This window comes from Methylorubrum sp. B1-46, assembly GCF_021117295.1.
In the GTDB taxonomy this organism is placed as follows: domain Bacteria; phylum Pseudomonadota; class Alphaproteobacteria; order Rhizobiales; family Beijerinckiaceae; genus Methylobacterium.
Genome location: NZ_CP088247.1, coordinates 541952 through 554792, shown reverse-complemented (window position 1 = coordinate 554792; position 12841 = coordinate 541952). Strand labels below are relative to the sequence as shown.

Sequence of the window (12841 nt, the reverse complement as noted above, 5' to 3'; positions counted from 1 at the left end):
CCTTGTCGTACCCTTGCCGCGCGATCACACGTCGTCGCCGACGACGCCCGCCTCGTCCTGGGCCTGAAGCACCGCCGGCCGCGGCATCGAGATGATGTTGTAGCCCGAATCGACGAAGTGGATCTCACCGGTCACGCCGGCGGAGAGATCGGAGAGGAGGTAGAGGGCGGAATTGCCGACATCCTCCAGCGTCACCGTGCGCCGCAGCGGCGCGTGCGCCTTTTGGTGATTGTACATCAGCCGGGCATCGGCGATGCCGGCGCCGGCCAGCGTGCGCATCGGACCGGCCGAGAGGGCGTTGACGCGGATTCCGTCCGGCCCGAGGTCGCTGGCGAGGTAGCGCACCGAGGCTTCGAGCGCGGCCTTGGCGACGCCCATGACGTTGTAGTTCGGCATCACGCGGGTCGAGCCTGCATAGGTCAGCGTCAAAAGCGATCCGCCCCGCGGCATGCGCGCGGCCGCGCGCTGGGCGATCTCGGTGAAGGAGAAGCAGGAGATCGTCATGGTGCGCGAAAAATTCGCGCGGGTCGTGACATCGACGTAGCGGCCCTTGAGCTGCGCCTTGTCCGAGAAGCCGATCGCGTGGACGATGAAGTCGATCCCGTCGGGGAAGCGCTCGTCGAGGGCGGCGAAGGCGGCATCGACGGTGCCGATGTCCTCGACGTCACAGGGCAGCACGATGTCGGAGCCGACCGAGGCGGCGAGCGGCGCGACGCGGCGGCCGAGCGCCTCGCCCTGATAGGTGAAGGCGAGTTCTGCGCCCTGCCGGTGTAGAGTCTTGGCGATGCCCCAGGCGATCGAATGATCGTTGGCGACCCCCATGATGAGGCCGCGCTTGCCCGCCATTAAACCCGTCATTCTCAAACCCGCACGCCTTCGGCCTGGCGCCGCGGCGCCCTGTGCGAGGCTTAGCCCGCCGGGCGACGGCCTGTCCACGCGTGGCGCTGAATTGCACACGGCGTCGCGCCACAGGCCCGGCACGAAAAAGCCCCGGCGCGGGTACGCTGGGGCCTCGAGATCGGTCAGGTAGGGAGGAAGGGTCTCAGAAGTAGCCGCGGGTTCCCGACTGTGCGTCGTCGATCAGGGCCTGCTTGGCCCGCACGGCCACGGTCGCGGCAACGGCGATGCCAATCACGGTGAGCAGAGCGAGGGCCATCAACATAATGCTAACCTGCTTATCGAAGCAGGAACGCGGGTGCAACTGGTCGGTTCCGCCGATCCATCAGACGAAGGATCGGCTTATGCTTGACCATTGCTTCGCAGTTGCGAAGGGTGCGGTGCCGCGTCGGCGAGATCCGGTGGTGACGCTCACGCGTCCGGGTGCTTGAGCACCAGCGTCGCATTGGTCCCGCCGAAGCCGAACGAGTTCGACATGACGTGGCCGAGCTGCACTCCGTCCCGGCGCTGGCGCAGGATCGGCATGTCGGCGAAAGCCGGGTCGAGCTCGTCGATATGCGCGCTCTCGCAGATGAAGCCGTTGTTCATCATCAGGAGCGCGTAGATCGCTTCCTGCACGCCGGTCGCCCCGAGCGAATGCCCGGTCAGCGACTTGGTGGCCGAGATCGGCGGGCAGGAATCGCCGGCACCGAACACCTCGCGAATCGCTTCGATCTCCTTGTCGTCGCCGACGGGCGTCGAGGTCGCGTGCGGGTTGATGTAGTCGATCCGGGCGCCCTTCAGGTCTTCCATCGCTTGGCGCATGCAGCGCACCGCGCCCTCGCCGGAGGGGGCGACCATGTCGTGCCCGTCGGAGGTGGCGCCGTAGCCGGCGACCTCGCCGTAGATCCGCGCGCCGCGTGCCTTGGCGTGCTCGTACTCTTCCAGCACCAGGACGCCGGCGCCGCCGGCAATGACGAAGCCGTCGCGGTTCACGTCGTAGGCGCGCGAGGCGCGGGCCGGCGTGTCGTTGTAGCGCGAGGACATGGCGCCCATGGCGTCGAACAGGACGGAGAGCGTCCAGTCCAACTCCTCGCAGCCGCCGGCGAAGATCACGTCCTGCCGGCCGCCGCGGATGATCTCGGCAGCGTTGCCGATGCAGTGATTCGACGTCGCGCAGGCCGACGAGATCGAATAGTTCACGCCGCGGATCTTGAACCACGTGGCGAGCGTGGCGGACGCGGTCGAGGACATCGCCTTCGGCACCGCGAACGGGCCGACCCGCTTCGGTCCCTTCTCGCGGGCGATGGCCGCGGATTCGACGATGGTGCGGGTCGAGGGACCGCCCGAGCCCATGATGATGCCGGTACGGTCGTTCGAGATCTCGCGCTCTTCGAGCCCCGCATCGCGGATCGCCTGATCCATGGCGATGTGGTTCCAGGCGGTGCCGCCGCCGTGGAAGCGCATGGCGCGGCGATCGACGACGCCTTCCGGATCGATCGTCGGCGCGCCTGCGACCTGGCTGCGGAAGCCGTGCGCGGCCTGCGCTTCGGCACGCGCGATCCCGGAACGGGCCTCGCGCAGGGAGGCCAGAACCTCCTGGGTATTGTTGCCGATGGACGAGACGATGCCCATCCCGGTGATGACGACACGCCGCATGATGGCTCGTGCTGCTTGGCGCCGCGGCTTGTGCGGCGTTTCCTCGGGGAGGTCAGTTAGGATGATGCGCGCCCAATCTCAACCGCGCTCGAAGGACTTGTTGCCGAACCGGCGGCCGGTTCGGCAGGAAAAATCCCTCTCATACGGGAGTGGCGGCGATCTCAGGACCGGAACAGCGCCACGCGCAGGTCGCTCGCCTCGTAGATGCGCTGACCGTCGGCCTCCAGCCAGCCGTCTGCGATGCCGAGCACGAGTTTGCCCTGGCGCACGCGCTTGATGTCGATGCCGTAGACGACCTGCTTGACCGTCGGCAGCACCTGGTCGCTGAACTTCACCTCGCCGACGCCGAGCGCCCGGCCGCGACCCGGCGCGCCGAGCCAGCCGAGATGGAAGCCGACGAGCTGCCACAGGGCGTCGAGCCCAAGGCAGCCCGGCATCACCGGGTCATCCTTGAAGTGACAGGGGAAGAACCAGAGGTCGGGCCGGATATCGAACTCGGCCAGCACGTGCCCCTTGCCGTGGGCGCCGCCCTCTGTCCCGATCGAGGTGATCCGATCGAACATCAGCATCGGCGGAAGCGGAAGCTGGGCGTTGCCCGCTCCGAACAGCTCACCGCGTCCGCAGGCCAGGAGATCCTCGTAGGAGTAGCTCGAAGCGCGCTGCGGAGAAGCGCCGTCGGGTTGCTGGTCGAGAGAGGCCATGGATGACGTACGGGTCCTCGGTGACGGACGGGTCCGATGCGTGAGAGCGGTCGGGGCGTGACGGAATGGGCGCCTCGTTAGCACAGCCTTCCCGCGCTCACAAAGCCGCCCGGCAGGGCCTTCCTTGCAAGGTCCTGGTGTTGGCTCAACGCGCGTCGGCGCGGGAAGAGCCATGCGTCTTCCACCTATCAAACCGGACCCGGAACCTGCACGGGTTGCCGCAGGGCTTCAACATCCGTATAATTTCGCTCGCTATACTCATTCTAAATAAGTGGGAATCGTTCCCAGCAATGTCCGATCTGATGCCACTCCAGGCCGTGCTGAACGCCCGGTCCCTTTCGCCGGTCGATGGTGCCGGCCGCCGGGGCTGCCCGCTCTCCGACCTGCGCGACCGCCTGCGCCGGGCCGGTCTGCGTCCGACGCGTCAGCGCCTGTCGCTGGGCTGGCTCCTGTTCGGCCGCGGCGATCGTCACCTGACGGCCGAAATGCTCTACGACGAGGCGATGCGCGCCAAGGTGCCGGTCTCTCTGGCGACCGTCTATAACACGCTGCATCAGTTCACCGAGGCGGGCCTGTTGCGCCAGCTCGCGCTGGACGGGTCGAAGGCCTATTTCGACACCAATCCGAGCGAGCACCACCACTTCTTCCTCGAGGAAGAGGGCGAGGTTCTCGACATGCCGGAATGCGGCATCTCGGTCGATTCGTTGCCCGAGGCGCCCGAGGGCATGGAGATCGCCGGCGTCGAGGTGATCGTCCGCCTGCGCCGCCGCAAGGCGTCCGGTCGCGCCTGATTCGGCTTCCTCAGAATACAAAATGAGAAGGGCCCGGATTTGCGGGCCCTTTTTCGTTGCTGCCGCTCTCGCCTATTCGACCCGCTCGTCGGGATAAACGCCCCAGAGCCGGCTCTGACGGATATAGCCGTCGACGTCGCCGCGCTTGTCCGGAAGCGGCACCACGAGACGGCACCACGAGCCGGTGCAGCTCTTCACGCTCCCGATCACGCCCGGCTGCAGCCGGGCCTGCTCGCCCGACTGCTCGTCGGCCCGGGCATTGAGCGGGACGGTGGCCTTGGCCGCATCGGCGCGCTCGCCGGAGGGCGGGATCACCACAGCGGTGCGCCGGCCCGAGAGCAGCGAGTGCAGCACCCAGCCTTCCGTCCCTTCCGAATCGCGGATGCGCCGCCAGGTCTCGAACTCGGCAACGATCTCGACCGGCAGGCCCTCGCGTTGGAACACCCACAGGGTGCGGTGATCTTTCGAGGGGCCCTCGCGCAGGTTGACGCGATTGGTCTTCAGGCTGGCGTAGCGCGGCAGGGGCAGCTTCGTCACCGGTCCCTTGCCGAGATCCGGCGCGGGGGTGGGAGGCGGAGCAGCCTCGGCGGACAGCGGCACGAGCAGGGCAAAAAGGGCCGCAAGCAGCGCGAGGCGGGCGGGGTTCGTCGGGGGCAGCTCAGGCGGGCGCATCGTGCCTCGTCTCCGATCCGTGGCTCCAAAGTCATTCGTCTGGCGACGTTTCGGCGTTGCGCCGGAAACGTCGGTGGGCCGGCGCTCGGTCGGCTCTCCGGCACTGATCCATCGGGGTCAGGGCCGCATTGTGTTCGCCGACCTCTCTGCTAGAGAGGCCAGACGTCCTGCGGCGGTCCGGATGCCCGGTCCGCCACCGCTCCATCTGGCCGCGCCATGGTTAAGGGAGCGTAAGCCGGCCCTCCGCGGCAGAGCGGAGGAGTCCGTCGGCGCAGGCACGGGAAAGCGGGCCGGCGTCGTCGGGAGGGAACATGTCGTCGTTGAAGCGCAAGCCGCTGGTGGTCGTCACCCGGCGCCTGCCGGACGCGGTCGAAACGCGTATGCGCGAATTGTTCGACACGCGCCTCAACCACGATGACGCGCCGCTGTCGCAGGAGGCGCTGGCCGCCGCGATCCGCGAGGCGGACGTGCTGGTGCCGACGGTGACCGACGAGATCGGCGCCGGTTTGCTGGCCCAGGCCGGGCCGAACCTGAGGCTGATCGCCAATTTCGGCAACGGCGTCGATCACATCGACGTCGCCGCAGCCCTGGAGCGGGGCATCACGGTCACCAACACGCCGGGCGTGCTGACCGAGGACACCGCCGACATGACCATGGCGCTGATCCTGGCGGTGGCCCGCCGGATCGCCGAGGGCGCCCGCATCATCCCCGATGACGACTGGACGACGGGCTGGTCACCGACCTGGATGCTCGGCCGGCGCATCACGGGCAAGCGCCTCGGTATCGTCGGCATGGGCCGCATCGGCCAGGCTCTGGCCCGCCGGGCCAAGGCGTTCGGCCTGTCGATCCACTACCACAACCGCCGCCGGGTGCCCGCGCATATCGAGGAATCGCTCGACGCGACCTACTGGGAATCGCTGGATCAGATGCTGGCGCGGGTGGACATCGTGTCGGTCAATTGTCCGCACACGCCCGCGACCTATCACCTGCTCTCGGCGCGCCGCCTCAAGCTGCTCAAGCCCGAGGCGATCGTCGTCAACACCGCCCGCGGCGAAGTGATCGACGAGAACGCGTTGGCGCGCCTGATCGAGGGCGGCGAGATCTCGGCGGCCGGCCTCGACGTGTTCGAGCAGGAGCCGGCGGTGAGCCCGCGCCTCGTGCGGCTCGCCCGCACCGGCAAGGTGGTCCTGCTGCCGCATATGGGCTCGGCGACGCACGAGAGCCGCACTGATATGGGCGAGAAGGTCATCATCAACATCAAGACCTTCATGGACGGCCACCGCCCGCCGGACCGGATCCTTCCGAGCATGCTCTGAGAGCACGCGAAAGCCGGTCGCCGGCCCTCGGGCCGGTTGCCCGTTCTCTCCGCTGACGGCGTACCGGCGGGTTCAGCCCAGCATCGACGGCACGCGGTCGGCGCGGATGGCCGCGTGGGCCCGCGCCGAATCGACATCCATCTGCGCGATCAGCGCCTCGGCGCTCGAAAACTTCTCCTCGCCGCGCAGATAGGCCAGCAGCTCGACCGCGACCTCCTGACCGTAGAGGTCGCCTGTGAAATCGAACAGGTGCACTTCGAGGAGCGGCGCCCCGTCGTCGAAGGTCGGGCGGCGGCCGTAGCTAGCCACGCCGTCATGGAGGCGGCCGTCGGCGAGGCGCACCCGCACCGCGTAGATGCCGTGGGCGAGCCCGCAGGAGTCGAGGGCGAGGTTGGCAGTCGGGTAGCCCAGCGTGCGCCCGCGCTTGTCGCCGTGGCGCACTCGCGCCAGCACGAACCAGCGATAGCCGAGAAGGTCGTTGGCGCGCGCTACATCGCCGGAGGCGAGGGCCGCGCGGATCGCGCTCGACGAGATCGGGGCATCGCCGGGTTCGGCCGAAACCGCCGGAACGATGCGGCAGGACAGGCCGGCCTCGGCGCAGAGTTCGGCGAGAATGCCCGGCGAGCCCTCCCGTCCGCGACCGAAATGGAAGTCGTGGCCGATCACTACGCCGGACAGCTCGAGCTCGTCGCGAAGCCAGCCTCGCACGAAGTCGCGCGCGCCGGTCCCGGCGAGCCGCGCATCGAAGCGACGGATGATCAACCCGTCGAGCCCGAGCCGCGCGAACACGATCTCCTTGGCCCGCGGGCCGGTCAGCCGAAACATCGGCTGGTTCGGTGCGAAGAAGGCGCGCGGATGCGGCTCGAAGGTCAGCACGACCGCTGGGCGCGATCCGGCCTCGTCGCGCACCGCATCGATCAGCGTCCTATGGCCGCGATGCACGCCGTCGAAATTTCCGAGCGCGGCGACGGCGCCCGTCAGGGCCGGAGGCACCGGATCGTCCTCACGGCAGACCGTGAAAGGTTTCGGGGAGGGAGGGAGGCCGGTCCCGGTGGGCAGCACGGCGTTCTCGTCGCCTGAGGGCATCGGCTCCTGCGATCGGATGTCTCTGTTGAGGCTCAAGGATATGTCGAGATGAGGATCTCGACGGAGAGTGCCGATTCGGCCGGGATCGTTCGTCCCCCTCTGCGGGGCCGGAGACTTGGCGAAATCAGTCTCCCCGGTCAAGCGAATCGGACGGCGGACCGGATTAACCGCTTCGCAATCCGGGCCGCCTATTGTTCGTCGGACGGAAGGCAGCTCCGCTCGCACGCGTCGATGCGACGTTGATCGCTCGAGAGGGCCGCGCGCCGCCAGTAAAGATCAGGGACACACGGAGCAAACGTCATATGGCCCTCGACCTCAGCATGCCTATCCTGGTGGTCGATGACTACCAGACCATGGTGCGCATCATCCGCAACCTTCTCAAGCAACTCGGCTTCGAGGACGTGGATGACGCCTCCGATGGGACCGCCGCCCTCGCGCGCCTGAAGGGCCGCAAGTACGGCCTCGTCATCTCCGACTGGAACATGGAGCCGATGACCGGCTACGAGCTTCTGCGCCATGTCCGCGCCGATGAGGGCCTGCGGACCACGCCGTTCATCATGGTCACCGCCGAGTCGAAGACCGAAAACGTCATCGCCGCCAAGAAGGCCGGGGTGAACAACTACATCGTCAAGCCGTTCAACGCCGCGACCCTGAAATCGAAGATCGAGGCGGTCTGCGGCGCCTGATCGTCCGAGCCGCCGATGTCGCCTCTCGCGGGAGGCGACCGATCGGCGGAGCGGAGTGTCAGGATGACGTGGCGTGCGCCGACCCCGAACGCCTTGTCGTCGGGGCCGGTCGCCGGAGGAACGGACGCCCGCGCGAGCGGCCGACCTCGAACCGGTCGAAACCAGATCGTCGCGAGAAATCGCCATAGAGATCGACCATGGGAATGACGTTCACGGCACGCGACGTCCGGTCGCAGACTTCGAACCCTTCGGCGATGGTGAAGGAACTTCTCGACATCGCCGATTACATCGCCAGCTTGCGGGACGCGATCGCGCTCCTGCGGGCCAACGAGCTGACGCGCGATCGTCTGCCGATGGTGCACGAGGAGCTGAGCGAAGTGGTGGCGGCGACCGCCGGCGCGACCAACTCGATCATGAACACCGCCGAAGCCATCCTCGCGCTTCCCGAGGGGAAGGGCTACCGTGATGCGGTCGAGGCGAAGATCTACGACATCTTCGAGGCCTGCACCTTCCAGGACATTACCGGCCAACGCATCGCCAAGGTGGCGGAGGCGATGAGCCAGCTCGAAGGCCGGCTGGCGCGTTTCACCGCCGCCGTGAAGGCCCGCGACGCCGCCGGCATCGACGAAACGGAAGCCGACCGCCGCAAGCGGAATGAATCGCTTCTGCTGAACGGCCCGCAGATGGGTGGTCCGGCGACGGCGCAGGACGCGATCGACGCGCTCTTCGCCTGATCCGGTCCGTTTTTGAAGATCGCGGGGCGGCGCCTTCCGACAACGTCTGCATTCTGACGCCCGGCCGGTACCGATATCAGCTTGTGCTTACGGCCAAGCTGCCTTGATCCGACCATCGCGCCTACGAAAAACTGTCAAGGTCATCCTCGAAAAAGGACGCGAAATCCGCAACCGGGATTCCGCAGGGGCTGGACCATGGCGAACTTCGATCTGCGGCCGGATCGCGCATCCGGTGACGCCCTCGACCGCGCCCGCGCACAGGGGCAGTTGCACCACTCCATCGCGACGACGCTGCTCGTGATCGCCGCCGCCCGCGCCGAGCGCGCAGCGCCGCCGGTCTCCGCCGCGCGCCGGCGCCTCGCTCAGGTCTACGGCGCCACGCGCCTGCGCAAGCGTTTGGAGCGCGAGGCGCAGGCCTGACGTCTTCTCCCAGCCGCAATCAGCCGGCCCGGCGCAGGAAGTCCCGGAATGGGCGGCGCTGCGGCGGCGGACTCGGGGGCGGCTCGGGGGATGGCGGCGGCGGAGGCGGTGCCGCGTCGGGCGAAGCCGAGAGCACCTCGGCGCGCACGGCGCGGGGCGCGGCGAAGACGCTGCCCTGCGCCAGCGGCACGTCGAGGTCGATGAGGTCCGGCACCTCCGTCTCGGTCTCCACGCCGGTCGCGACGAGCCGGATCCCGACGCGGGACAGGGATGCCACCAGATCCTCCAGCGCGATCTCGGGCATCGCCGCCCGGTCGAGCGGGCGCAGCAGCAGCGCGGCGGCGACCTTGACCTGGGCGATGCCGCGCTCAGCCAGCGCGTTCGGATCGAAGCGCAGGTCGATCGGGCGATCCATCACGAAACCGATCCGTCCGCGCAGACCTGCGAGCAAGGCTGCCTGCTCGGCATCCAGGCTGCGCCAGCTCGCCTGCGGCAGGGCGATGACGACCCGGCCCGCGAGTTCCGGCCCCTCGGCGACCAGACGGCCGAGGGAGCGCAGGAAGCCCGGCTCGAACAGCGAGTGCGGGGTCAGGCTGTAGCTGACCGAGGCGGGGCTGCCGCGCCCCTGGAGGTGGCGTGCGATCGTGGCGACGCGCTGGAGCATCCGCCGGTCCAAAGCCGTGGTCCGGCCGTGCCGCTCCAGCACCGGCAGGAAGGTCTCCGGTGCGTAGACCGCATCGCCGACCTTGAGCCGCGCCAGCGCCTCGTAGGCGACGACCTTGCGCTGCGGCAGGGTCACGACCGGCTGCAGGTAGACCTCCAGCCCCTCGCCGTCGAAGGCCTCGATCAGCGGCACCTCATCCCCGGCCGCCGCGAACGGATCGGAGGGGCGTGCCGGGGGAGGGGTCGTCCGTGGGACGAGCCGCATCGGCGGCGCCACCGGCTCGGGGTCGGGCAGGATGGTTGCGGCAGGCGCCGGACGCGGTTGGATCGACTCCACGGCGTGGACGCGGGGAGGCGGCTCGGGCGGCTGTGCCTTCAGGCGAGCGATATCGCCGTCCTGTGCCGAGACCACCGCCGCGAGTTCCCGAACGATCCCGCTGAGGATACCGATCTCGGCCGTCACCTCTTCGATGCCGGAGACGAGCCGCCCATCGAGGGCCTTGAGCGCTTCGTCGCTCGCCGGGGCCGAGAGTTCGGGAGCCGCCACGCCCTGCATCCGAGTCTGAACCAGAGCCGCCGCGACGGCCTCGAGCTTGACGAGGCGCTGGGACAGGACGCCGATCTCCTTCGAGACGACCTCCTGCGCAGTGGTGAGGGCGGAGAGCCGCCGCCACAGCAGGGCACCGCCGACGATGGCGAGGCCGGACACGGCGGCCACCGCCGCGAGCGGCACGAGCAACGCCAGCGGAACGAGGATCAGGACGCCGACGAGGCCGAGGATCCAGGGGGTGCCGCGCGGGCGGATCGTACGGGGTTTCGGTGTTCTCACCGTCGATCGACGCGCTTCTGTCTGGCGGCCACGGCCGGGCTTCTCTTTCACGGTGCGGGACGAGCGCCCGCAGGACGTGTGGCTGAAACGCGCCGGCTGGCGTGGGGTGACGCGCCCGGCTCGTCGTAACCCTAATGTCGCCGAGGCCGTTCCCCGCCGCAAGGCGGCGCACCCGCTTCTCCCGTGCATTCGGGGCGCCGGAGGTTCTGCGCTTGCCGAGCGCGCTCCCCGAGCCACATGTGCGAGGGCCGAGATGCGGCCCGAGAGCAGGCAGGAGTGGCTGGCAATGGATCCGAGCCCAATCGAGCTGACGATGCGCGTGGACGGCATGACTTGCGAGGGCTGCGCCGAGGCCGTGCGACGCACGATCCGCCGCCTCGACCCGCAGGCGGAGGTCGCGGTCGACGTCGGCCTCGGCCGGGTGACGGCGACGACCGTCGCGCAGAGCCTCGACGTGGCACAGGCGCTGACCAAGGCGGGCTATACCGCCACCGCGATGACGGGCTGAGGTCGGAGCGAAATGTTGCCGTCCTCTGAAGAAACTTAACGGTCCGGGTCAAAAAAATCCAAGACGCTTTTCTTCGCCGTTTCGCTCACACTGCGGCAATCTGTTTATCGTGGCCGTTTCGTCCGCTACCACGGAGACACGTGGACTGACCGCGCGCCGGGCGGCGGCTCGGCACGCCGCGAGCCCAGGTCACAAGAAAAGACGGTGAGAGAAATGCCCTCAGACATCGAGATCGCCCGCGCGGCGACGCTGAAGCCCATCGCCCAGGTCGCCGAGAAACTCGGCGTGCCGGATGAGGCGTTGCACAATTACGGCAAGCACATCGCCAAGATCGATCACGGCTTCATCAAGTCGCTGGAAGGCAAGCCCGAGGGCAAGCTGGTGCTCGTCACCGCGATCTCGCCGACGCCCGCGGGCGAGGGCAAGACCACGACGACGGTCGGCCTCGGCGACGCGCTCAACCGCATCGGAAAGCGGGCAGTGATGTGCCTGCGCGAGCCCTCGCTCGGCCCCTGCTTCGGCATGAAGGGCGGTGCGGCCGGCGGCGGCAAGGCGCAGGTCGTGCCGATGGAGCAGATCAACCTGCACTTCACCGGCGACTTCCACGCCATCACCTCGGCGCACTCGCTCGCCGCCGCCCTGATCGACAACCACGTCTACTGGGCGAACGAGCTCAACATCGACGTGCGCCGCATCCACTGGCGGCGCGTGGTCGACATGAACGACCGGGCGCTGCGCGCCATCAACCAGTCGCTCGGCGGCGTCGCCAACGGCTTTCCGCGCGAGGACGGGTTCGACATCACCGTGGCCTCCGAGGTCATGGCCGTGTTCTGCCTCGCGCGTGATCTGGCCGACCTCGAAGAGCGCCTCGGCCGCATCGTCATCGCCGAGACCCGCGACCGCAAGCCGGTGACGCTCGCCGACGTGAAGGCGACCGGCGCCATGACCGTGCTCCTGAAGGACGCGCTGCAGCCGAACCTCGTGCAGACGCTGGAGGGCAATCCGGCCCTGATCCATGGCGGTCCGTTCGCCAACATCGCGCATGGCTGCAACTCGGTGATCGCCACCCAGACCGGCTTGCGACTGGCCGACTACGTCGTGACCGAAGCGGGCTTCGGCGCCGATCTCGGTGCGGAGAAGTTCATCGACATCAAGTGCCGCCAGACCGGCCTCAAGCCCTCGGCGGTGGTGATCGTCGCGACCGTCCGCGCCCTGAAGATGCATGGCGGCGTCAACAAGAAGGATCTCGCGGGCGAGAACCTGGATGCGCTGGAGAAGGGCTTCGCCAACCTCGAACGCCACGTGAAGAACGTGCGGGCCTTCGGCCTGCCGGTGGTGGTGGGCGTGAACCACTTCTTCCAGGACACGGATGCCGAACATGCCCGGCTGAAGGAACTCTGCCGCGACCGTCTTCAGGTCGAGGCGATCACCTGCAAGCACTGGGCGGAGGGCGGCGCCGGCGCCGAGGCGCTGGCGCAGGCCGTGGTGAAGCTCGCCGAGGGCGAGCAGCAGCCGCTGACCTTCGCCTACGAGACCGAGACCAAGCTCACCGACAAGATCAAGGCGATTGCGACCAAGCTCTACGGCGCGGCCGACATCCAGATCGAGTCGAAGGCCGCCACCAAGCTCGCCGGCTTCGAGAAGGATGGCTACGGCGGGCTGCCGATCTGCATGGCCAAGACGCAGTACTCGTTCTCGACCGATCCGACCCTGATGGGCGCGCCCTCTGGCCACCTCGTCTCGGTGCGCGACGTGCGCCTCTCGGCGGGCGCCGGCTTCGTCGTGGTGATCTGCGGTGAGATCATGACCATGCCGGGCCTGCCCAAGGTGCCGGCGGCGGACAACATCCGGCTGGACGCCAACGGGCAGATCGACGGCCTCTTCTAAGAGCCTGTCTTCG

13 protein-coding genes are annotated in these 12841 nt (G+C 68.4%); 7 read left to right on the top strand and 6 right to left on the bottom strand.

Annotated elements, in window-relative coordinates:
• Positions 1-24: 24 nt before the first annotated feature.
• The 3 genes from fabI to fabA all read right to left on the bottom strand — a co-directional run bounded on the left by fabI (position 25) and on the right by fabA (position 3236).
• A complete protein-coding gene (gene fabI / locus LPC10_RS02710; protein WP_231345355.1) occupies positions 25-858 on the bottom strand; it encodes an enoyl-ACP reductase FabI in 834 nt (277 codons plus the stop codon).
• Between the two features lie 450 nt (positions 859-1308).
• Complete coding sequence (gene fabB / locus LPC10_RS02705; RefSeq protein WP_231345354.1) at positions 1309-2535, bottom strand: beta-ketoacyl-ACP synthase I; 1227 nt, start codon at positions 2533-2535, stop codon at positions 1309-1311.
• Positions 2536-2696: 161 nt separating this feature from the next.
• Positions 2697-3236, bottom strand: a complete 540-nt coding sequence (gene fabA, locus LPC10_RS02700) for a 3-hydroxyacyl-[acyl-carrier-protein] dehydratase FabA (RefSeq protein WP_231345353.1) — start codon at positions 3234-3236, stop codon at positions 2697-2699.
• A 290-nt stretch (positions 3237-3526) separates the two neighbouring features.
• Here fabA and irr point away from each other — a divergent pair, with 290 nt between their 5' ends.
• Complete coding sequence (gene irr, locus LPC10_RS02695) at positions 3527-4027, top strand: Fur family transcriptional regulator Irr (RefSeq protein WP_108938556.1); 501 nt, start codon at positions 3527-3529, stop codon at positions 4025-4027.
• Positions 4028-4099: 72 nt separating this feature from the next.
• Here irr and LPC10_RS02690 read toward each other — a convergent pair whose 3' ends face one another.
• On the bottom strand, positions 4100-4699 hold the full coding sequence (locus tag LPC10_RS02690) for an SH3 domain-containing protein (RefSeq protein WP_108938555.1): 600 nt from the start codon (positions 4697-4699) through the stop codon (positions 4100-4102).
• Between the two features lie 311 nt (positions 4700-5010).
• On the opposite strand from LPC10_RS02690, the gene LPC10_RS02685 reads away from it, so the two are divergent.
• Positions 5011-6015 carry a D-glycerate dehydrogenase gene (locus LPC10_RS02685; RefSeq protein WP_108938554.1) on the top strand — a complete coding sequence of 335 codons (1005 nt, stop codon included), beginning with the start codon at positions 5011-5013 and terminating at the stop codon, positions 6013-6015.
• Between the two features lie 72 nt (positions 6016-6087).
• Here LPC10_RS02685 and LPC10_RS02680 read toward each other — a convergent pair whose 3' ends face one another.
• Positions 6088-7101, bottom strand: a complete 1014-nt coding sequence (locus tag LPC10_RS02680) for a bifunctional riboflavin kinase/FAD synthetase (RefSeq protein WP_231345352.1) — start codon at positions 7099-7101, stop codon at positions 6088-6090.
• Between the two features lie 302 nt (positions 7102-7403).
• Between LPC10_RS02680 and LPC10_RS02675 the strand changes: the two genes are divergently transcribed.
• From LPC10_RS02675 to LPC10_RS02665, 3 genes are all read left to right on the top strand, one after another.
• Complete coding sequence (locus LPC10_RS02675; RefSeq protein WP_003604011.1) at positions 7404-7787, top strand: response regulator; 384 nt, start codon at positions 7404-7406, stop codon at positions 7785-7787.
• Between the two features lie 197 nt (positions 7788-7984).
• Positions 7985-8521 (top strand): protein phosphatase CheZ, encoded by a 537-nt coding sequence (locus tag LPC10_RS02670; protein WP_231345351.1) that lies wholly within the window; start codon positions 7985-7987, stop codon positions 8519-8521.
• 195 nt (positions 8522-8716) lie between these two features.
• A complete protein-coding gene (locus tag LPC10_RS02665; RefSeq protein WP_108938551.1) occupies positions 8717-8941 on the top strand; it encodes a hypothetical protein in 225 nt (74 codons plus the stop codon).
• A 19-nt stretch (positions 8942-8960) separates the two neighbouring features.
• Here the strand turns inward: LPC10_RS02665 and LPC10_RS02660 are convergent, their stop codons facing one another.
• Positions 8961-10433 carry an EAL domain-containing protein gene (locus LPC10_RS02660; RefSeq protein ID WP_231345350.1) on the bottom strand — a complete coding sequence of 491 codons (1473 nt, stop codon included), beginning with the start codon at positions 10431-10433 and terminating at the stop codon, positions 8961-8963.
• Between the two features lie 286 nt (positions 10434-10719).
• On the opposite strand from LPC10_RS02660, the gene LPC10_RS02655 reads away from it, so the two are divergent.
• Positions 10720-10941 (top strand): heavy-metal-associated domain-containing protein, encoded by a 222-nt coding sequence (locus LPC10_RS02655; protein ID WP_231345349.1) that lies wholly within the window; start codon positions 10720-10722, stop codon positions 10939-10941.
• 213 nt (positions 10942-11154) lie between these two features.
• Positions 11155-12828, top strand: a complete 1674-nt coding sequence (locus tag LPC10_RS02650) for a formate--tetrahydrofolate ligase (protein ID WP_231345348.1) — start codon at positions 11155-11157, stop codon at positions 12826-12828.
• Positions 12829-12841: the final 13 nt, after the last annotated feature.